18 protein-coding genes are annotated in these 18,461 nt (G+C 73.3%); 8 read left to right on the top strand and 10 right to left on the bottom strand.

The window, feature by feature from the left end; translation table 11 throughout:
• The first annotated feature begins 81 nt into the window (after positions 1–81).
• The gene (locus tag AB0B35_RS00875) at positions 82–891 is read left to right on the top strand and encodes an IclR family transcriptional regulator (protein ID WP_361039077.1); all 810 of its coding nucleotides are present in this window, start codon (positions 82–84) and stop codon (positions 889–891) included.
• Positions 892–1,059: 168 nt separating this feature from the next.
• Here AB0B35_RS00875 and AB0B35_RS00870 read toward each other — a convergent pair whose 3' ends face one another.
• Positions 1,060–1,851 carry a hypothetical protein gene (locus tag AB0B35_RS00870; protein ID WP_361039074.1) on the bottom strand — a complete coding sequence of 264 codons (792 nt, stop codon included), beginning with the start codon at positions 1,849–1,851 and terminating at the stop codon, positions 1,060–1,062.
• 256 nt (positions 1,852–2,107) lie between these two features.
• Here AB0B35_RS00870 and AB0B35_RS00865 point away from each other — a divergent pair, with 256 nt between their 5' ends.
• A complete protein-coding gene (locus AB0B35_RS00865) occupies positions 2,108–2,485 on the top strand; it encodes an RICIN domain-containing protein (RefSeq protein ID WP_361039071.1) in 378 nt (125 codons plus the stop codon).
• Positions 2,486–2,572: 87 nt separating this feature from the next.
• On the opposite strand, the gene AB0B35_RS00860 is transcribed toward AB0B35_RS00865, so the two are convergent.
• Positions 2,573–3,280 (bottom strand): hypothetical protein, encoded by a 708-nt coding sequence (locus tag AB0B35_RS00860; protein ID WP_361039068.1) that lies wholly within the window; start codon positions 3,278–3,280, stop codon positions 2,573–2,575.
• A 132-nt stretch (positions 3,281–3,412) separates the two neighbouring features.
• On the opposite strand from AB0B35_RS00860, the gene AB0B35_RS00855 reads away from it, so the two are divergent.
• Positions 3,413–4,357, top strand: a complete 945-nt coding sequence (locus AB0B35_RS00855; RefSeq protein WP_361039065.1) for a CoA ester lyase — start codon at positions 3,413–3,415, stop codon at positions 4,355–4,357.
• Between the two features lie 175 nt (positions 4,358–4,532).
• Here the strand turns inward: AB0B35_RS00855 and AB0B35_RS00850 are convergent, their stop codons facing one another.
• On the bottom strand, positions 4,533–5,216 hold the full coding sequence (locus AB0B35_RS00850; protein WP_361039062.1) for an FAD-dependent oxidoreductase: 684 nt from the start codon (positions 5,214–5,216) through the stop codon (positions 4,533–4,535).
• A gap of 151 nt (positions 5,217–5,367) precedes the next feature.
• Between AB0B35_RS00850 and AB0B35_RS00845 the strand changes: the two genes are divergently transcribed.
• Complete coding sequence (locus tag AB0B35_RS00845) at positions 5,368–5,538, top strand: hypothetical protein (RefSeq protein WP_361039059.1); 171 nt, start codon at positions 5,368–5,370, stop codon at positions 5,536–5,538.
• Between the two features lie 58 nt (positions 5,539–5,596).
• On the opposite strand, the gene AB0B35_RS00840 is transcribed toward AB0B35_RS00845, so the two are convergent.
• From AB0B35_RS00840 to AB0B35_RS00830, 3 genes are read right to left on the bottom strand one after another with little or no spacing between them, the layout of a single operon-like run.
• Positions 5,597–7,075, bottom strand: coding sequence for an MmgE/PrpD family protein (locus tag AB0B35_RS00840; protein ID WP_361039056.1), 1,479 nt, complete (start codon positions 7,073–7,075; stop codon positions 5,597–5,599).
• Positions 7,072–7,938, bottom strand: coding sequence for a cyclase family protein (locus tag AB0B35_RS00835; RefSeq protein ID WP_361039054.1), 867 nt, complete (start codon positions 7,936–7,938; stop codon positions 7,072–7,074). The genes AB0B35_RS00840 and AB0B35_RS00835 overlap by 4 nt, the downstream gene beginning before the upstream one ends.
• Positions 7,938–9,134, bottom strand: coding sequence for a CoA transferase (locus AB0B35_RS00830; protein ID WP_361039051.1), 1,197 nt, complete (start codon positions 9,132–9,134; stop codon positions 7,938–7,940). The genes AB0B35_RS00835 and AB0B35_RS00830 overlap by 1 nt, the downstream gene beginning before the upstream one ends.
• 77 nt (positions 9,135–9,211) lie before the next feature.
• Here AB0B35_RS00830 and AB0B35_RS00825 point away from each other — a divergent pair, with 77 nt between their 5' ends.
• Positions 9,212–10,639, top strand: coding sequence for a dihydroorotase family protein (locus AB0B35_RS00825; RefSeq protein ID WP_361039048.1), 1,428 nt, complete (start codon positions 9,212–9,214; stop codon positions 10,637–10,639).
• A 103-nt stretch (positions 10,640–10,742) separates the two neighbouring features.
• Here the strand turns inward: AB0B35_RS00825 and AB0B35_RS00820 are convergent, their stop codons facing one another.
• The gene (locus tag AB0B35_RS00820; protein WP_361039045.1) at positions 10,743–11,630 is read right to left on the bottom strand and encodes a hydroxymethylglutaryl-CoA lyase; all 888 of its coding nucleotides are present in this window, start codon (positions 11,628–11,630) and stop codon (positions 10,743–10,745) included.
• 53 nt (positions 11,631–11,683) lie between these two features.
• Between AB0B35_RS00820 and AB0B35_RS00815 the strand changes: the two genes are divergently transcribed.
• Positions 11,684–12,877: a CoA transferase gene (locus AB0B35_RS00815; RefSeq protein ID WP_361039042.1), complete on the top strand. Its 1,194-nt coding sequence runs from the start codon at positions 11,684–11,686 to the stop codon at positions 12,875–12,877.
• A complete protein-coding gene (locus tag AB0B35_RS00810; RefSeq protein WP_361039040.1) occupies positions 12,877–13,497 on the top strand; it encodes an isochorismatase family protein in 621 nt (206 codons plus the stop codon). The genes AB0B35_RS00815 and AB0B35_RS00810 overlap by 1 nt, the downstream gene beginning before the upstream one ends.
• Before the next feature lie 50 nt (positions 13,498–13,547).
• On the opposite strand, the gene AB0B35_RS00805 is transcribed toward AB0B35_RS00810, so the two are convergent.
• The 3 genes from AB0B35_RS00805 to AB0B35_RS00795 all read right to left on the bottom strand — a co-directional run bounded on the left by AB0B35_RS00805 (position 13,548) and on the right by AB0B35_RS00795 (position 17,530).
• Positions 13,548–14,156, bottom strand: coding sequence for a fasciclin domain-containing protein (locus tag AB0B35_RS00805; protein ID WP_361039038.1), 609 nt, complete (start codon positions 14,154–14,156; stop codon positions 13,548–13,550).
• An 81-nt stretch (positions 14,157–14,237) separates the two neighbouring features.
• The gene (locus AB0B35_RS00800; protein WP_361039035.1) at positions 14,238–16,007 is read right to left on the bottom strand and encodes an AMP-binding protein; all 1,770 of its coding nucleotides are present in this window, start codon (positions 16,005–16,007) and stop codon (positions 14,238–14,240) included.
• A gap of 20 nt (positions 16,008–16,027) precedes the next feature.
• Positions 16,028–17,530 carry a succinic semialdehyde dehydrogenase gene (locus AB0B35_RS00795; protein WP_361039033.1) on the bottom strand — a complete coding sequence of 501 codons (1,503 nt, stop codon included), beginning with the start codon at positions 17,528–17,530 and terminating at the stop codon, positions 16,028–16,030.
• A 117-nt stretch (positions 17,531–17,647) separates the two neighbouring features.
• On the opposite strand from AB0B35_RS00795, the gene AB0B35_RS00790 reads away from it, so the two are divergent.
• Positions 17,648–18,403 carry an enoyl-CoA hydratase family protein gene (locus AB0B35_RS00790; RefSeq protein WP_361039031.1) on the top strand — a complete coding sequence of 252 codons (756 nt, stop codon included), beginning with the start codon at positions 17,648–17,650 and terminating at the stop codon, positions 18,401–18,403.
• Positions 18,404–18,461 lie beyond the last annotated feature (58 nt).

The following is an 18,461-nucleotide window of genomic DNA, read 5'->3' as shown; positions in this document are numbered from 1 at the left end:
CCTGTCAACGCCCGTGCGGCCTCTGCGCGCCGGGCGCGGCTGGATCTACACTGGCGACCGTCCGCGCTCACAGGAGGACCCGTGCCCACTGCCGCTGCGAAGTCGACCGTCACCGCTGACGACGACAGCCAGTCCCGCTCCATCGCCGCTGTCGAGCGGGCCATGGACGTGCTGCTCTACTTCGGGCGCAGCGGACACCCCGACCTCGGCGTCACCGAGATCGCGACCGCGCTCGGCCTGACCAAGGCCGCGGTGCACCGCATCCTCACCGCGCTGCGCAGCCGCGACCTGATCACGGTCGACCCGGTGACCCGGCGCTACGCCCTCGGCCACGCCGCGGTGTCGCTGGGCCGGGCCTACCTGGCCCGCACCGACCTGCGTGCGATGGCCGCGCCCGAGCTGCGCCTGCTCGCCGAGCGCACCGGCGAGACGGCCACGCTGTCCCTGCGCCGCGGCGACACCCGCCTCTACGTCGACCAGGTCGTGCCCGACCAGGAGCTGCGCATGGAGGTCACGCTCGGCATCCCGTACCCGCTGCACGCCGGCGGCTCGTCGAAGGCGTTCCTGGCCTTCCTGGCCGACAGCGAGGTCGACGCCTATCTGGAGCGGCACCCGCTGCAGCCGCTGACCGACAAGACCGTCACCGACCCGGCGAAGCTGCGCAAGGAGCTGGCCGCGATCCGCAAGCGCGGGTACGCGACCTCGCTCGGCGAGCGGCAGGCCGGAGCCGCGTCGATCGCCGCGCCGGTGTTCGACCACGACGGCCACGTGGTCGCCGTGCTCAGCGTCGCGGGTCCGGCCGCGCGCTTCAAGCCGGAGGCCTCGGGCAACGCCCAGGAGCTGGTGGCCGCGGCGGCCCGCATCTCGGAGCAGCTCGGCTACGCGGCCTGACCTGGGCGGTGCCGGGCGGGCGGCGGCAGGTGCCCCGCCGCGCGGCCACATCAAAAAAGATGTGGCCACATCATCTTTGATGTGGCCACTCGGCAACCAATGTGCTCGCGGCGGCCGCGAGCCGCCACCGCCCGCAGCCGCCTGCGCGGCCGCGGCGCGGCCGACCGGTCAGAGCCGCCTGCGCCGGCCACCCTGCGACTCGTAGCGGTCGCCGCCGCGCGACGGGTCCCAGCGGCGACTGCCGTCGTAGGTCGCGTACTCGCCGGACGGCCACTGCTGCGCGGGCTCGGTGACGGTGTCGGCGTCGGAGAAGTCCTGGCCCTTGCCCTTCACCGCGCGGTAGGTCAGCAGCGCGGCGACGAAGAAGATGCCCTGGGCCATGGTGTTCATGCCCTGCTGCACCCACTGGAAGGCCAGGGCGTCGCTGGCCGCGTGGCCCCGCAGCGGCACCAGCACGATCACGGCCAGCACGCTGACCGGGAAGAGCCCGGCCGCCAGGGCGTTGCCGTGCCGCCAGGCACGGATCGCGCCGAGCACGCTGATCCAGATGACGATGACCGTGGCGAAGATGAACGCCGGCTGGATCGAGCGGGCCTGCACCGCCAGGGTCGCGACCGCCGCGCCGATGAGCAGCAGCGGCCAGCGCCACCACCGCAGCGACTGGTGCAGCGACAGCGCCAGCAGCAGGCCGCCCGCGGCCAGCAGCGGGAAGAGCAGGTCGTCCAGCCAGTTCACCTCGATCGACCAGGCGGCGTGCAGCAGCTTCCAGGTGGACTTCGCCGCGCCGCCCGCGCCCATGAGCACGGCGCCGATCCTGCCCAGGGCGGACGGGGCCAGCAGCAGGAACCCGGCGAACGCCAGCAGGGTGGGCGCGAAGTCCTCCACCGCGAGCGCCACGCTGAGCGCGGGCGGCTGCTCCTCCGCAGCCACCGCCAGGATCGCCAACGCATTCATGGACATGCGCGCGAGCGTAACCGTGAGCAGTGATTGCGTTCCAGTCTGCGAAACGGACAACAACTCACGGTCTACTTTGGAGGTATCCACCTTGCATGCGACACGTCCGTGCGCAGTCAGTTGATCACAGGTGGTGATCAACTGACTCGGTGTATCGAAAACCGTCGGTGTTCGACCGTTCCCGTTCATAGCCTGGCGGCGCCATCCCGCTCCCCGGGACACCGCCCGCACGGAAGGTCCACCACTGTGTTTCGACTTCCCGGTGAACTCGACCTGGTTCGTGGACGGGCGGCTGTCGCGATACACCGGTGCGAAGAACGCCTTCTGCGCCGGGCCGGTCGACCGGGCCCTCACCACGACCTGCGGCGGCGCGGGCACGACCGAGCGCACGTTCGTCAACGTGGGCTCGAACCGCTGCCTGGACGTGTCGGGCGGGCGTACCGCCGACGGCATGCAGGTGCAGCTGTGGACCTGCCTGGGCAACGGCGCGCAGCGCTGGACGGTCAACGCCAACGGCACCGTCGTCAACCCCGCGTCCGGCAGGTGCCTCGACGCCGACGGGTGGGGCACGGCCAACGGCACCCAGATGATCATCTGGACCTGCGGCAACCCGGTCCAGTCCAACCAGAACTGGCGCTGATCCGTGAAGAAGGGCCGCCCTCCCACCTGAAGGAGGGCGGCCCTTCGCCGGTGCCGGGAGCCGCGTGGAACGAACCCGGCCCGGCGGCTACAGCTCGGCGAACGGCTTCAGCACGCCGAGTGCGGCGGCGGCCAGCACGCTGCCCCAGATGCCCCACACGTACGGCAGGCAGCCGTCGATGGAGCGCTTCAAGGTGCTCTCGACCTCGGGGGTCGATCCCGTGGTCATCAGCGCGCCGAACGCCGGGCCGAACGGGCGCAGGGTCAGTCGGATGCCCAGCCCGCAGCCGATCGCCACGGTGTAGAGCAGCAGCTTCGCGCCCAGCCAGCGCGGATTCGTGTCGACGCCGAAGGGCTGGTCCGCGACCAGGGTGTACACCGCCGTGAGGCCGAGCGCCGTGATCAGGGTCAGCCGGATCGTCCAGTCGGCGCGGCGCACCCAGGGCCGCCGGCCGGGATGGTGGTGGTCGGTGATGGTCGCGGCGAGCCAGGCGGCGGCGAACAGCCATACCGTCACGACCACCGGCCAGCCGAACGGGTTGACCCCGAACACCTGCGCGCCATGCGGTTCCAGGGCCATCAGCGTGACGCCGCTGGGCAGGAACAGGACGAGGCAGATCTTCGGGCCTAGGTCGAGCCCGCCCATGATCTTCAGGGCGGTGGCGCGGGCGGCGGGGGTGAGGTCGGGCCGGAGGACGAACCGGCTCGACCAGAACACGCCCAGGTCGCCACCGAGCCAGAAGACGAAGAGGATGATGTGGAGCAGAATCCACCAGCCGTGCGTATGCGGTCCCACCGCGTAATGGAAACACTGATCCGCTGTGAGAAACAAGCCCTTGACGGGCTGGTCAACGCATGGCTAGCGTCGCTGCATGGTCGGCAATGATTCTGCGGACATCGCCGCGGGTGACGTCAAGCAGGTGACCGGATGAGGTCCTTCCTGTACGTGCCCGGCGACAGCCCGGCGAAGCTGGCCAAGGCGCTGACCGTCGGCGCGGACGCCCTCATCGTCGACCTGGAGGACGCCGTACCCCCGGCCGGCAAGGACGCCGCGCGTGCCGCCGTGACCGCGTTCGTGGGCATGATCGCTGCTTCCGGTCAGAATCTGCGGTCGGACCCCGGCTTTGGACCCGAAACAGCGATCTCCGCGGCGGTGGCGACCGTCCGTGCGGACGCGGGCGGGAGCTCGGCCGGGGATCGGCCGAGGGTGTGGGTACGGGTCAACCCGGGGGAGCCGGGACACGTCGACGCGGCGGCGGTGGTGGGGCCGGGGCTGGCCGGATTGTGTGTCGCCAAGACGGAGACGGTGGAGCAGCTGTCCGCGCTGGACGAGGTGCTGGCCGGGCTGGAACGGGCGGCAGGGCTGGCCGTCGGCTCGACGAAGGTCGTGCCGCTGCTGGAGTCGGCGGCGGCGGTGCTGGCCGCGCCGGCGATCGCCCGTGGGCCGAGGGTGGCGCGGTTGCAGCTGGGCGAGGCCGATCTGGCCGCCGACCTGGGCGTCACCCTGGGGCCGGACGAGCGCGAACTGCTCTGGGCCCGCTCGCAGGTCGTGCTGGCCTGCGCCGCGGCGGGCATCGCCCCGCCGGTCGCGCCGGTGTCGGTGAACTTCCGCGACCCCGACGCCCTGCGCACCTCGACCCTGGCCCTGAAACGCCTCGGCTTCCGCGGCCGGGCCTGCATCCACCCGGCACAGCTCCCGGTCGTCCACGAGGTCTTCACGCCGACCGAAGCGGAGCTGGCCGCGGCCCGTGACCTGGTCGCCCGGCACGAGCAAGCCCGACGGGACGGCTCCGGCGTATACCTCGACGCCCACGGCCGCCTGGTCGACGAGGCTGTCGTCCGCTCCGCCCGCCGCCTGCTCGCCCTGGACTGATCCGAGTCCCCGCGCCCGCCCGCCACCCTGCGCCGGCCGGCGCGCCGTTCCGCGCCGTTCCGCGCTCAAGATCGCTCGACTTGCCTGGCACCTGTGCGAATCACTGCTCAAGATACGCACGGGTGCCAGGCAAGTCCGACGATCAAGGCCCGCGCCGCGCGGCGCGGGCCGGCGGTCACGGGGCGACGGCCGTGGTGGCGTCGTCGTGCAGGCCCTTGAAGGTGTCGGTCTGGATGTCGTCGTCGGGGACGCCGGCGTTGTGCAGGTGCTCGACCGCGCCGGAGATGAACGCGTCCGAGCCGGCCACCAGGTACGCCGCGGGCGGTTCGACGTCGCCGACCGCGGCCAGGGTGTCGGCCAGCTCGGCCCGGCCGACCCGGTGGTACGCGATCGGCATGGCCGCGAACTCCTCGCCGTACAGGTAGTCGCCGCGCGCCGCGTGGACCAGCGCGACCGGGGTCTGCGGCTGGTGCACGCGCAGGTGCCGCAGGATCGAGCGGAACGGGGTCACCCCGATGCCGCCGCCGACGAGCACCAGCGGCCGGGCCGGGTCCTCGGGCAGCTTCAGGTGGCCCCCGATGCCGAAGACCTGCATCGCCGCGCCGGGCGCCAGCGACCGGAAGTGCTCCTGGAACGGTGACCCGGAGCTGTGGTCCAGGGTGAACCACACCTCGTCGTCGCCGGGCGCGGAGGCGAACGAGATCTCCCGCACCGGCTTGGCGAAGCGGCGCAGCAGCTGCGGGAAGAACAGGTGCCCGTACTCGCCGGGCTGGAAGGACAGCGTGCCCTGCGGGCGGAAGCGGTACGTGAACACGTCGCCGTACTCGTGGGTGCTTCCGGTCAGGTGCAGTCGTGCCATCGGTGGTCCTCCTCGTGGGGCGCTGCCGCACATCCTCGCCCGTCCGGCCGGTCCGGTCCAGCACCGCCTACGAGTATCGAAAACTGTCGACTCCATACCCGGGCGGTGGACAGCTTGCGGGCTCCATCCACTCCCGAGCAGAGCCACGCCCATGGCTCTGTCCCATCCCGGCGGTCGTGCCATGTCCATCGCCGGGGCGACCCTGCTCCTGCTGGCCGGCGTGCTGACCGGCTCGGCCACCGCCCGCCCCGCCGACCCGGCCCCGGGGTTCCGCGCGTTCGGCGCGGACGCCAAGCCGAGCCAGGTCTGGTTCTGGCGCTGAAAGTGAAAGGAAGGGCACCTTCTACAACACATAGCGATAAGAAGGTGCCCTTCCTTCGTCAGCAGGTGAGGGGGAGCAGGTGGGAGGCGGGCCGCTGGGCGCGGGTGGCGGAGGCGATCGCCGCGGCGCGGGCGGGGGTCAGGGCTGAGGCGTTGAGGCGGAACTTGAGGTCGAGGTCGGCTGAGGTCAGCGGGTGGGACTCGCTGCCGCGAGAGGCGTCGACGCGGTGTTCCAGCAGGCGGCCGTCGAGGGTGCGCACCCGGAGCACGGCGGCGAAGGCGTTCGGGAACAGGTCGGTGGCGCGCTCGTCGGGCACGCATCTGACCCGTGCGGCCAGCGCCAGCACGGCTTCGTCGAGGTCGCGGAAGTCGGCCGAACCCACGCCCAGGCCGCCGCCGCCGAGCAGCGCCGTCGCGACGGTGTACGGCCCGGAGAACTTCCCGTGGTACGCCGTCTGCGGCCGGGCCTTGTCGGCGGGCGGCTCGGCGATGGTGCGCAGCACCGGGGCGGCCACGCCCAGCTCGATCGACACGACGTCGGCGGCGCGCAGCCCGGCGGCCCGCAGCGCGAGCGCGCAGTCGATGCCGGGGTGCGTGAAGTGGTTGGTCGGGTAGGGCTTGTAGACCGTGCGCGACAGCTCCCACCGCTCGCCGAGGCCGCCGAGCAGGGCGTCGGCGTCGAAGACCCCCGAGGTGTACGCGGCGAAGAAGCCGAACCGCCCCTCCAGCACCGTCGGCGGGCCGGTGAGCCCGTCGGCGGCGAACACGGCGGCGCTGACCCCGGCGTGGGCCGCCCAGCCGCAGTGCGTCTTCTTGACCGTGCCCCCGGTGCGGTTGGCCTCCAGCAGCCCCGCACCCATCGACGCGGCGATGCCCATCGCGTGCCCGATCCCGGCCGCGTCCAGCCCGTACAGCAGTCCCGCCGCGGCGGCCCCGCCGATCGTGCCGCAGATCGAGGTGGCGTGCAGGCCCCGTTCGAAGAACACGGAGTTGCGCAGCTCGCGGTCGTACGCGGCCATGCCGAGCCGGTTGCAGATCTCGATCCCGGCCGTGACGGCGCGGACCAGCGACGGCCCGTCCGCGCCGGTGGCCTCGGCGGCCGCCAGCGCGGCGGGCACGATGCTCGCGCTCGGGTGCAGCACCGACGGCAGGTGCGTGTCGTCGAAGTCGAGCGCGTGCGCCATGACCCCGTTGACCAGCGCCGCGGCGGGCGCGGGCAGCCGGTCGCCCGCACCGACCACGGTCGCCTCGGGCGTGCCGCCCCAGCGGCGCACCGACGCGAGCACCGCCCGCACCGCGGGATCGTCCTGCGCGGCCAGCGCCAACCCGAGGATGTCGAGGATCCGGTCCGGCACCCCGGCCGGGACCGCGCCCTCCCGGCAGCCCACGGCGAACTCGGCGAGCCGCGCCACCGCGTGCTCCGGGGAGAGCTGCGGGACGGCACCGGACCCGGTGGTCCAGGGGTCGGCGGTGTCGCCGCTCGGGCGGGGTGCGGCAGCGGGCCCAGGGGCGCCGTCGATGGCCTGCTCGGTGGTCATGCCAGCACCGCCAGCGGGCGGACCGGGGCTCCGGTCGCGCCGACCAGGGGCAGCGGGTTGAGCACGAGCAGAATCTCGCGGGCGCCGGTGGCCAGCAGCGGGTCCAGGTTCATCGTCTCGATGATGTGCACGCCGTGCTCGACCAGCAGCACCCGGTGCGCGGGCAGCACGGCGTGGCCGCGCCCGGCGGGGATGTGCTCGAAGGCGATGGTCTCCGCGCCGACGGCGGCCGGGCGGTGCGCGGCCAGCCAGCTCGCGGCCGCCTCGTCCGGGCCGGGGGTGCCGCCGCGGACGCCGATGAAGGCGTCGTGTTCGGACCAGCGCCGCGACCAGCCGGTGCCGATCAGGATGACCTCGCCGGGGGCCAGGGTCAGGCCCGCCGCGGCGCGATCGAGGTCCTCGGGCGTGATCGCGTACCCGGCGGGCAGCACGTCCACGCCGTGCGCGCGGGCCACGTCGAGCACCACGGCCCGGCCCAGGTACGGCGGGAACGTGTCGATGCCCAGGTCGCTGAAGCCCAGGTGGGACTGCAGCGGTCCGGCGGGGCGGCCGCCGTGCAGCAGGCCGTCCTGCGACACGTGCGACAGCGCGTCGACGTGCGTGCCGACGTGGCCGCCGGTGACGATCAGCTCGTTGGCGGCCGAACCGCCGTCGGGCCGGGTCATGTCGCCGTGCCGCCGTTCCAGCGCCATCCGGAACGGCGGATGGTTGGGCGACTGGGGCATGCCGCGCCGCATCGGTTGTGCGAGGTCGATCACCTGCCGCCCACGGACCGCCTCCCATGGCTTGATCGCGCCGTTCAGCGCGGGTCGGCCGCTGGGGGCGGGTAGCAGTGCGTGCCGGTCCTGGTCGAGGCCCTGCATCAGATCACTCCCGTGTCGCGCAGCGCGGCCAGCTCGTCCGGGGTGAGGCCGAGCCGGTCGCGGTAGACGGTGTCGTTGTCGGCCCCGCGGGGCCGCCCGGTCCAGCCGATGCGGCCGGGGGTCTGGGACATGCGGTAGAGCACGTTCGGCATGCGCAGCGGGCCGAGCGCCGGGTCCTCGACCGTGGTGATCGAGTCGAGGGCGGCGAACTGCGGATCGGCGAAGACGTCGGTGATGTCGTAGATCGGGGCGACCGCGGCCTGCGCCTCGTCGAACGCCTGCGCCACCTCGGCCAGGTCGCGCTGCGCGATCCACGCGCCGACGTGGGCGTCCAGCTCGTCGGCGTGCGCGGCGCGGCCGGCCCCGGTCGCGAACCACGGTTCGGCGATCACCTCGGGGTGCCCGACCAGGTGCATGACCCGTTCGGCGATGGCCTGGGCGCTGGTGGACACGGCGACCCAGCGCTCGTCGCGGGTGCGGTACGTGTTGCGCGGCGCGTTGTTGACCGAGCGGTTGCCGGTGCGCTGCTGCACGAGCCCGAGCTGGTCGTACGCCATGGCCTGCATGCCCAGCACGGTGAGCATCGGCTCGACGATGGCCAGGTCGATCACCTGCCCGGTCCCGCCGCGCGCGTCGCGGTGGTAGAGCGCGGTCATGACGGCCTGCGCGCAGGTCAGCGCGGAGATGCCGTCGGCGAGCCCGAACGGCGGCAGGGTGGGCGGTCCGTCGGGCGCCCCGGTGATCGCGGCGAAGCCGCTCATCGCCTCGGCGAGCGTGCCGAACCCGGGCCGGTGCGCGTACGGGCCGTGCTGGCCGAACGCGGTGACCCGGGCGACGATCAGGCGCGGGTTGACCTCGTGCAGCACCTCGGGGGACAGGCCCCAGCGCTCCAGCGTGCCGGGCCGGAAGTTCTCGATGAGCACGTCGGCTCCGGCGAGCAGCCGTTTGGCCAGCTCGGCTCCCTCGGCACGGCCGAGGTCGAGGGTGACGGCCTGCTTGTTGCGGCCCAGCATGGTCCACCACAGCGGCACGCCGTCGCGGGACGGGCCGTGGCCGCGGGACGGGTCGCCCTTCGCCGGGTGCTCGATCTTGATCACGTCCGCGCCGTAGTCGCCGAGGATCGTGGCGGCCAGGGGGCCGGCGAAGAGGGTCGCGGCGTCGACGACGGTGACGCCGGACAGGGCGGCGGGCGGCATGGGGGAACGGTACACGCCCTACCCTCAAAAAGGAAACCTCGTTACAGTGTGCGAAACGCACCCCTGGGAGGACCGCCATGGCTCGATACGATCTGCTGGTCAAGGACGGCACGCTGGTGCTGCCGTATGTCGGCACGGTACGCGCAGATCTCGCCGTACGCGAGGGGAAGATCACGGCGATCGGCGACGACCTCGACGCGGCGCAGGCCGAGCAGATGCTGGACGCGAGCGGCCGGCTGGTCTTCCCCGGGGCCGTCGACGCCCACTACCACCTGGGCATCTACCGCGACCTGGCGCTCGACGCGGCCGAGGAGACCAGGTCCTCGCTGGTCGGCGGCGTTACCACGGTGCTGTCCTACTTCCGCACCGGCCAGCACTACCTCAACCGCACCGGCCCGTACGGCGAGATCTTCCCGCAGGTGCTCGACGCGGTCGCCGGGCACGCCTGGACCGACTACGGCTTCCACCTCGCGCCGATGGACACCGCCCAGGTCGGTGAGGTGCCGTCGCTGATCGACGAGCACGGCGTCAGCTCGTTCAAGTACTACATGTTCTACAAGGGCTTCAACCTGTCCGCCGACTCCCGCGACGCCAAGTCGTTCACCATGAGCGACGAGTACGACCTCGGCCACCTTTACCAGATCATGGAGGCGGTCGCGGCCAACCAGCGCGAGGGCCGCCGGGTGTCGCTGTCGCTGCACTGCGAGCAGGCCGAGCTGATGCGGCTGTTCATCGACCGGGTCCGGGCCGCGGGCGACCCGCAGACCCTGAAGGCGTACTCCGACGCGCGCCCGCCGCTGACCGAGCAGGTCGCCATCGGCGAGGCGACGACCCTGGCCGGCGCGACCGGCTGCCCCGTCAACCTGCTGCACCTGTCGTCGGCCGAGGCGATCGCCGCCGCGGCCGCCGCGAAGGCCACCAAGCGGCTCGACCTGCGCTGCGAGGTGACGCTGCACCACCTGTGCCTGGACCACGAGAGCCTGGACCGCCGCGGCGGCCTCGGCGCGAAGGTCAACCCGCCGATCCGGTCCGTATCGGACACCGAGGCGCTGTGGGCCGCGGTGCTCGACGGCACCGTGGACTGGGTTGCCTCCGACCACGCCTGCTGCCTGGAGGAGAACAAGGGCGACGCGCTGTGGCCCGCGCTGCCCGGCTTCGGCGGCACCGCGCTGCTGTACCCGATCCTGCTGAGCGAGGGCATGCACAAGCGCGGCCTGTCCCCGCAGCGGGTCGCCGAGCTGGCCGCGGGCAACCCGGCCCGCGCGTACGGCCTGGCCGGGCGCAAGGGCAGCCTGATGGTGGGCATGGACGCCGACCTGACCGTCGTGGACCCGGAGCTGGAGCAGGAGGTCACCACCGACCTGCTGCTCTCCGGCCAGGACCACTGCCCCTTCGAGGGCCACAAGGTCAAGGGCTGGCCCGTCGCCACCGTCGTCGGCGGCCACCTCGCCTACCGCGACGGCGCCGTCCTCGGCACCCCCACGGGCCGCTTCGTCGCCCGCTGACCCCGCCCGCCCATCCCCCGCAACTCTGAAAAAGTTGCGGTCTCCAGGGGGTCTGGAGACCGCAACTTTCTAAAGCTGCGACAGGCGGGGTGGCGGCGGGGGGTCAGGCGGGCGGGAAGGGGCCGGCGCGGCCGAGCATGGCGGGGGCGGTGACGTCGAGCTGGTTCGCGATCCAGGTCCCGGTGTCGGCCAGGCGATCCAGGCGCACGCCGGTGTCGATGTCGGAGCGCGCCAGCAGGTAGGCGAGGTCCTCGGTGGCGATGTTGCCGGTGGCGGCCGGGGCGAACGGGCAGCCGCCGATGCCGCCGGTGCTGGCGTCCAGCGCGGACACCCCGTAGTCCAGGGCGGCCAGCGCGTTGGCGTACCCCGTGTTGCGGGTGTTGTGGAAGTGCGCGCGCAGCGCGACGCCGGGCGCGACCGCGCGCACGGCCGGGACCAGCTCGGCGACCTGGCGCGGCACGCCGACGCCGATGGTGTCGGCGAGGCAGATCTCGTCGGGCCGGGTCCGCACGGCGGCGACCAGCCCGGCCACGTGCTCGGCGGACACCTCGCCGGTGAACGGGCAGCCGAACGCGGCGGCGACGGTCAGCGTGGCGCGCAGCCCGGCGGCGCGGGCCCCGGCGGCGACCTCGTCCCATTGCGCGAGTGACGCGGCGGTGCTCATGCCCTGGTTGCGCTGAGAGAACTCGTCGGTGGCGACCAGCACGTAGTTGACCTCGTCCACGCCCGCCGAGGCGAGCGCGCGGTCGAGGCCGCGCCGGTTGAGCACCAGGCCGATGTAGGACACGCCGGCGGGGCGGGGGACGGCGGCGAGCACCTCCTCGGCGTCGGCCATCTGCGGCACCCGGGCCGGGTGGGCGAACGCGACCGCCTCGATGCGGCGCACTCCCGCGGCGATCGAGCGCGTGATGTACTCGACCTTCACCTCGGTGGACAGCAGCGTCTTCTCGTTCTGCAGCCCGTCACGCGGGCCGACCTCGACGATCTCCACGACACCCTCGGTTCCTCTAGCGAAACAGCGTTTCCAAAGCATAGGATGCCGCCGTGACAGGCGCACTATCCGACATCAGGGTCATCGAGACGGGCACGCTGCTGGCGGGCCCGTTCTGCGGACAGCTCCTCGGCGATTTCGGTGCCGAGGTCATCAAACTGGAAGACCCGGGCAAGGGCGATCCGATGCGCCAGTGGGGCCGGGAGAAGCCGCACGGGCAGTCGCTGTGGTGGCCGGTGGTCGCCCGCAACAAGAAGTCCGTGACCTGCAACCTTCGCGTCAAGGAGGGCCAGGACCTGGTGCGGCGGCTGGTCGCCGACGCTGACGTGCTGCTGGAGAACTTCCGCCCCGGCACCCTCGAACGCTGGGGGCTCGGCTGGGACGAGCTGTCCGCGATCAACCCGCGGCTGATCCTGGTCCGGGTCACCGGCTACGGCCAGACCGGCCCGTACGCGCCGCGCGCCGGGTTCGGTTCGATCGGCGAGGCGATGGGCGGCATCCGGTACGTGACCGGCGAGGCCGACCGGCCGCCGTCGCGCTCGGGCATCTCGCTCGGCGACTCGCTGGCGGCCACGTACGCCGCGTACGGCACCCTCGCCGCGCTGCACGCCCGCGAGCGCACCGGCCGCGGCCAGGTCGTCGACTCGGCGATCTACGAGGCAGTGCTGGCGATGATGGAGTCGCTGCTGCCCGAGTGGGCCGTGGCCGGCTACCAGCGCGAGCGCACCGGCGCGGTGCTGCCCAACGTGGCTCCGAGCAACGCCTACCTGACGGTGGACGGCACCGAGGTGCTGGTCGCGGCCAATCAGGACACCGTGTTCGGGCGGCTGTGCGAGGTCATGGGGATGCCGGAGCTGGCCGCCGACCCGCGCTACGCCACGCACGGCGCGCGCGGCGCACACCAGACCGAGCTGGACGACCTGATCGCGGCGTGGACCCGCACCCAGCCGTCCGACAAGCTGCTCGCGGCGCTGCACGAGGCCGGGGTCCCGGCCGGTGGCGTCTACACGGCCAAGGACATCCTGGCCGACCCGCACGTCGCCGCCCGGGAGGCGGTCGTGCGCGTGCCGCATCCCGACTTCGGCGAGCTGCCCATGCAGAACGTCGCCCCGCGCCTGTCGGCCGACCCCGGCTCGGTGCGCTGGGCCGGGCCGGCGCTGGGCCAGCACAACGACGAGGTGTACGGCAACCTGCTGGGCCTGTCCGAGACCGAGCGGGCCGAGCTGCGGGAGCGGGGCGTCATCTGATGGCGCTGGACGCCGACTACGCGCAGGCCGGGTTCGCCCGGCGGCTCGGCTGGGGCGAGCGCCCCGCGGTGCTGCTGGTCGACCCGGTGGCCGCGTACACGGTGGACGGCTCGCCGCTGCGGCTCGACACCGGGCAGGCGGCCCTGGAGGCGATGGCCGCGCTGCTGGCGGCCGCGCGGGCGGCGGGGCTGCCGGTGGTGCTGACCGGCGTGCGGTACGCCGACGCCAGTTGCGCCGAGGCCCCGCTGTTCGCGGCGAAGGTGCCAGCGCTGGCGGCGTTCGCGGCGGGCAGCCCGCTGGGCGAGTTCCCGGCCGAGGTCGCCCCCGCGCCGGGGGAGCACGTCGTGCTCAAGCATTACGCGAGCGCGTTCGCCGGCACCTCGCTGCCGGCCTGGCTGACCGCCCACCGGGTGGACACGCTGGTCATCGGCGGCTTCTCGACCAGCGGCTGCGTACGCGCCTCAGCCGTGGACGCGCTGCAGCACGGCTTCCGGCCGATGGTGGTGCGCGAGGCCTGCGCCGACCGCGACCCCGGCCCGCACGAGGCCAACCTGTTCGACCTCGACGCCAAGTACGCCGACGTGGTGAGCCTGGCCGAGGCGCTGACCCGGCTCGGCTGACCACGGGTACTCCCCGGCCCGGAACGCGGGCCGGGGAGCGGTCGTTCGGTTCAGGACGGCGGCATCAGCACGGAGTCGACGATGTACACCGTGCCGTTGCTGGTCTGCACGTTGCCGCAGACCACCTTCGCGCTGTCGTTGACCTTGAAGTCCGTGCCGCCGCCGGACACGGTCAGGTCCTGCCCCTCCAGGGTCTTGTGGGTGCCCGCGAGCTGCTCGGGCGCGGTCTTCCCGGCCACCACGTGGTAGGTCAGGATCTTCGTGAGCAGTGCCTTGTCGGCCAGCACCTTGTCCAGATCGGCCTTCGGGATCTTCGCGAAGGCGTCGTTGGTCGGCGCGAAGACGGTGACCGCCTCGGCGTTGTTGAGCGTGTCCACCAGGCCGGCCTGCTTCACCGCGGTGACCAGCGTGGACAGCAGCGGGTTGCCCGAGGCCGCGGTGGCCACGGGCTGCTGGGCCATCGCCTCGAAGCTGCCCGGGTTGTTCGGGTCCTTCGGTACGGCCGCGCAGCCGGGCCCGAACTCCTCCGCGGCCATCGCGGCGGTGCCCGTGCCCGTGGCCTGGGTGGCCATCGTGTCGGTGCCGCAGGCCGTCAGGGCCAGCGGAAACGCGAACAGACCGGCTGCCGCGAGCGCGGTCAGCCTCCTCTTGCCGAGCATGTCGGTGTCCTTCCTCCGGTGTGACTTCAGGAGGGGATTCGACGCCGGGCCCGGCATGGTTTGGTCGGATGGCCGGATTTCTTAATTTTCTGATTTCTGAGCGTTATGGGAATATCTTTCGGGTGACGCGTAGAGCGCGTCGATCACCGAGGCGTACTTGCGCACGATCGCCGCGCGGCGCAGTTTCAGCGTCGGCGTCAGCTCGTCCCCGCCTGGTGCCCACACCGCGTCCAGCACCTCGTACCGCTTGATCTGCTCCACCCGGGACAGCTCGGCGTTGCCCGCCGCGACCCCCGCCGCGATCGCGTCCGGCACCGCCGCCGCACCGTGCCGCGCGGTGAACGACGCGACCGCCTCCGGATCGGCCACGATCAGGGCCACGTTGTACGGCCGCCCGTCGCCGACCACGACCAGCGCGCCGATCAGCGGGCACGCCGACTTGACCACGCCCTCGATGTTCGCCGGAGACATGTTCTTGCCCGCCGCGTTGATGATCAGTTCCTTCTTGCGATCCACGATGGACACGTAGCCGTCGGCATCGATCGTGGCCACGTCGCCGGTGCGCAGCCAGCCGTCGGCGTCGAACGCCTCGGCGGTGCGGGCCGGGTCGCGGTGGTAGCCGCGCGTCACCAGCGGCCCTCGGATCAGCAGCTCGCCGTCGTCGGCCAGGCGCACCCGCACCCCCGGCGCGGGGATGCCCACGGTGCCGGGGCGGATCGCCCCGGGCGGGTTGAGGGTGCTCGCTCCGCAGGTCTCCGACATGCCCCAGATCTCGCACACCGGCAGTCCGAGGTCGAGGAAGAACTCCAGCACGGGCACCGGCAGCGCGGCCGCCCCGCACATCGCCCAGCGCATCCGGTCCATGCCCAGCCTGGCCAGCACCTGCCCGAGCACCAGCCGGTCCGCGACCCGGGCCAGCGCCCGCGCGGCCGGGCCGCCCCGCCTGCCCCGGCCCCAGCGCAGCGCCAGCCGGAACGCCCACCGCCGCGGCGCGGGCGCGTCGAGCAGGGCGTCCTCGATCCGCGCGCGCATCTTCTCGAACACCCGCGGCACCGCCGCCCAGTACGTCGGGCGCACCTGAGCCAGGGCGGGGCCGAGCTGGGTCAGGTCGGCCAGGCAGGTGATCCGGGCGCCGTAGAGCAGTTGCAGGTAGTGGCTGGCCAGGCGGTCGGCGACGTGCGCGGCGGGCAGGTAGGACAGCCCGTGGTCGGCGCGCTTCAGCGGGAACAGCGCGGTCACCGCGTCCGCCTCGGCGAGCAGGTTGGCGTGGGTCAGTTCGACGCCCTTGGGCGGGCCGGTGGTGCCCGAGGTGTAGATGAGGGTCAGCAGGTCGTCGGGCTGCACGGCCCGCCACGCGGCGTCGAAGTCGAAGCCCGGCTCGGCCAGCGCGCACAGCTCGTCGAGGGTGACCGTGCCGTCGGGGCGGCCGTCCACGCACACCAGGTGCTCGTAGCCGGCCCCGCTGGCGACGATGCGCGCCGCGTACTGCGCCTCGCAGATCACGACCCGCGCCCGCGCGTTGTCCAGCACGTAGGCGATCTGCTGCGGCGATGAGGTGTTGTAGACCGAGAACGGCACCGCGCCCAGGTGGATCGCCGCCGTGTCGGCGAGGTGGAACTCGGGCCGGTTGGCCAGCATCAGCGCGACCGTATGCCCCCGGCGCACGCCCGCACCCGCCAGCCCGGCCGCGATGGCCTGCACCCGATCGGCGTACTCGCGCCAGGTCAGCACGGCGTCGGATCCGTACGCGCCGAGCGCGACGGTGTCGGGCGCGACAGCGGCGGTGGTCTGGAACGCCGCACACAGGGTCGCGGCACGTGCCGGCGCGTCGGGGGAGGTGGCGGGGGGCATCGGGTCCTCTCCGGAACGGGTCAGCGCAGGTGTAGCAGCTGCATGGCGCGCACGGCGGCGGTCAGCGCGCGGGCGTAGCGGGCCTGGCCGGGGCCGGCCGGCGGGGTGAGGTTCAGGCGCTGGTGGGCGATGGTCTGCGCAGCCGTGTAGGCGAGCAGCCCGGCGGTGCCGTGGCGGCGGCCGAGCCCGGACGACTTCATGCCGCCCATGGGCGCGTCGTGCGAGGCGTACGCGGCCGCGTAGCCCTCGTTGATGTTCACGGTCCCGGCCCGCAGCCGCCGGGCCAGCGCCCGCGCGGCACCCGTGTCCCGGCTGAACACGGCCGCGTTGAGGCCGTACTCGGTGTCGTTGGCCAGCTCGACGGCGGCGTCGTCGCCGGGCACCGCGAACACGGCCACCACCGGCCCGAACGTCTCCTCGCGGTACACGGCCATGTCCGGGGTGACCCCGGCCAGCACGGTCGGCTCGTGGAACAGCGGGCCCAGGTCGGGGCGGGCCGCGCCGCCGGCCAGCACCACCGCGCCGCGCACGGTCGCGTCCTCGATGTGCCGGCGCACGGTGGCCAGCACCCGGGGCAGGCTGAGCGAGCCCATCTGCGGGCCGTAGTCCAGGTCGGCGGCCAGCCGCAGCCCGCGCACCAGGGGCAGGAAGCGCTCCAGGAACGCGGCGTGCACGCTCTCGTGCACGATGATGCGCTCGGCGGACAGGCACAGCTGCCCGGCGCTGGCGAAGCAGGCCCGCACGGCGGCCTGGGCGGCCTGGTCGAGGTCGGCGTCGGCGCGTACCAGCAGCGGGTTCTTGCCGCCGAGCTCCAGCGAGCAGCCGATCAGCCGCCGCCCGGCCCCTGTCGCCACCGCCCGGCCCGCGGCCGTGGAACCGGTCAGGCACAGGTGGTCCGCGCCGTCGAGCAGCGCGTCGCCGAGGTCCGCCGGTTCGCCGGTGACCTGCTGCCACACCCCGTCCGGCAGCCCGGCCTCGGTCATCAGGTCCCGTGCCCAGGCGGCGGTCCGCGCGGTCTGGGTGTCCGGCTTGTGCACCACTGCGTTGCCGGCCAGCAGCGCGGGCACGATGTCGGTGACGGCCAACGCCAGCGGATAGTTCCACGGCGTGATCACCCCGACCACGCCGAGCGGATGGCGCACCTCGACCGCGTACGTCAGCAGCGGCAGCGCGCCACCCCGGCGGCGCGGTCGCAGCAGCCGCGGCGCGCGGCGGGCGTAATACGTGCTGACCAGCGCCGCGTCCAGCACCTCCTCGTGCGCGTGCAGCCGGGCCTTGCCCGTCTCGCGCTGCACCAGGTCGAGGATCTCGTCCTGGCGGCGCAGCAGCAGCGCGGCGAAGCGCCGCACCGGCCGGGCCCGCTCGCGCGCGGGCAGGGCGGCCCAGCCCGACTGGGCCGCGCGGGCTCTGTCGTAGGCCAGCGCGACGTCGTCGGCAGTGGACTGCCGCACGGGTGGGAGGGGCTCGCCGGTGAGCGGCGCCAGCGGGGTGGCGTCGGCTGCCCGGCGTCGAGGGGTGCCCATGCGTGCACGGTAGCCCTTCGAGCCGCAAACGCAAGAGTCTGTCGTATCAACGCTGGTCAGCGCCGTATAAATCAAGCGCGCTTGACTTTTATTGCCGACCTGATGAGGGTTGACGCCGTGCCGAACCTCGTGACCTCGACCGTGGAGCGCGGCGTCGCGACGCTGACGCTGGACTCCCCGCACAACCGCAACGCCCTGTCCGCGGCGCTCGTCGCGCAGCTCGGCGAGGCGCTGGCCGCCGCGGCGGCCGACCCCGGCGTACGCGCCGTGGTGCTGACCCACACCGGCCGCGTCTTCTGCGCCGGCGCGGACCTGGCCGAGGCCGCCGGCGGCGGGATCGCCGAGGGCACCGCGCGCTTGCTGGGACTGCTGCGGACCATCGTCGAGCTGCCGAAACCGGTGGTGGCGCGGGTGGACGGCCAGGTGCGCGCGGGTGGCCTGGGCCTGCTCGGCGCGTGTGACATCGCGCTCGCCGGGCCCGCGTCCGGCTTCGCGTTCACCGAGGCCAGGCTCGGTGTCGCCCCCGCGGTGATCTCGCTGACCACGCTCACCCGCATGCCGGAGCGCGCCGCCGCGCGCTATTTCCTGACCGGCGAGGTGTTCGACGCCGAGGCGGCCGTCGCCTGCGGGCTGGTCACCCGGGCCGGGGACGATGTGGACGCGCTGCTGGCCGAGGTGCTGGACGGGCTGCGCGCCGCCTCGCCGCAGGGCCTGGCCGCGTCGAAGCTGCTGACCACCGCCGCGGTGCGCCAGGCCCTGGACGGGCGCGGGGAGCGCCTGGCCGAGGAGTCGGCGCGGCTGTTCGCCACGGACGAGGCGGTCGAGGGCATGACGGCGTTCCTGCAGCGGCGCAAGCCGTCCTGGGCGGCGTGACCTGCATATCGATATGTTGGCATAAATCACGCTTGTCTCGTCAATGGAAACGGTGTTC

The sequence above is a fragment of the Catellatospora sp. NPDC049133 genome (assembly GCF_040648455.1).
GTDB lineage: Bacteria > Actinomycetota > Actinomycetes > Mycobacteriales > Micromonosporaceae > Catellatospora > Catellatospora aurea.
The sequence above is the reverse complement of the archived record's forward strand: the minus strand, read 5'-3'. Positions and strand labels throughout refer to the sequence as shown.

What these genes read in the sequence shown, in the direction of transcription:
- AB0B35_RS00795 (WP_361039033.1), bottom strand. Translation starts at nt 17,530, where the DNA reads ATGGGCACCCCTCGACGCCGGGCAGCCGACGCCACCCCGCTGGCGCCG.
- AB0B35_RS00825 (WP_361039048.1), top strand. Translation starts at nt 9,212, where the DNA reads ATGGCTCGATACGATCTGCTGGTCAAGGACGGCACGCTGGTGCTGCCG.
- AB0B35_RS00845 (WP_361039059.1), top strand. Translation starts at nt 5,368, where the DNA reads ATGGCTCTGTCCCATCCCGGCGGTCGTGCCATGTCCATCGCCGGGGCG.
- AB0B35_RS00870 (WP_361039074.1), bottom strand. Translation starts at nt 1,851, where the DNA reads ATGTCCATGAATGCGTTGGCGATCCTGGCGGTGGCTGCGGAGGAGCAG.
- AB0B35_RS00805 (WP_361039038.1), bottom strand. Translation starts at nt 14,156, where the DNA reads ATGCTCGGCAAGAGGAGGCTGACCGCGCTCGCGGCAGCCGGTCTGTTC.
- AB0B35_RS00810 (WP_361039040.1), top strand. Translation starts at nt 12,877, where the DNA reads ATGGCGCTGGACGCCGACTACGCGCAGGCCGGGTTCGCCCGGCGGCTC.
- AB0B35_RS00855 (WP_361039065.1), top strand. Translation starts at nt 3,413, where the DNA reads ATGAGGTCCTTCCTGTACGTGCCCGGCGACAGCCCGGCGAAGCTGGCC.
- AB0B35_RS00800 (WP_361039035.1), bottom strand. Translation starts at nt 16,007, where the DNA reads ATGCCCCCCGCCACCTCCCCCGACGCGCCGGCACGTGCCGCGACCCTG.
- AB0B35_RS00830 (WP_361039051.1), bottom strand. Translation starts at nt 9,134, where the DNA reads ATGCCGCCCGCCGCCCTGTCCGGCGTCACCGTCGTCGACGCCGCGACC.
- AB0B35_RS00850 (WP_361039062.1), bottom strand. Translation starts at nt 5,216, where the DNA reads ATGGCACGACTGCACCTGACCGGAAGCACCCACGAGTACGGCGACGTG.
- AB0B35_RS00835 (WP_361039054.1), bottom strand. Translation starts at nt 7,938, where the DNA reads ATGCAGGGCCTCGACCAGGACCGGCACGCACTGCTACCCGCCCCCAGC.
- AB0B35_RS00840 (WP_361039056.1), bottom strand. Translation starts at nt 7,075, where the DNA reads ATGACCACCGAGCAGGCCATCGACGGCGCCCCTGGGCCCGCTGCCGCA.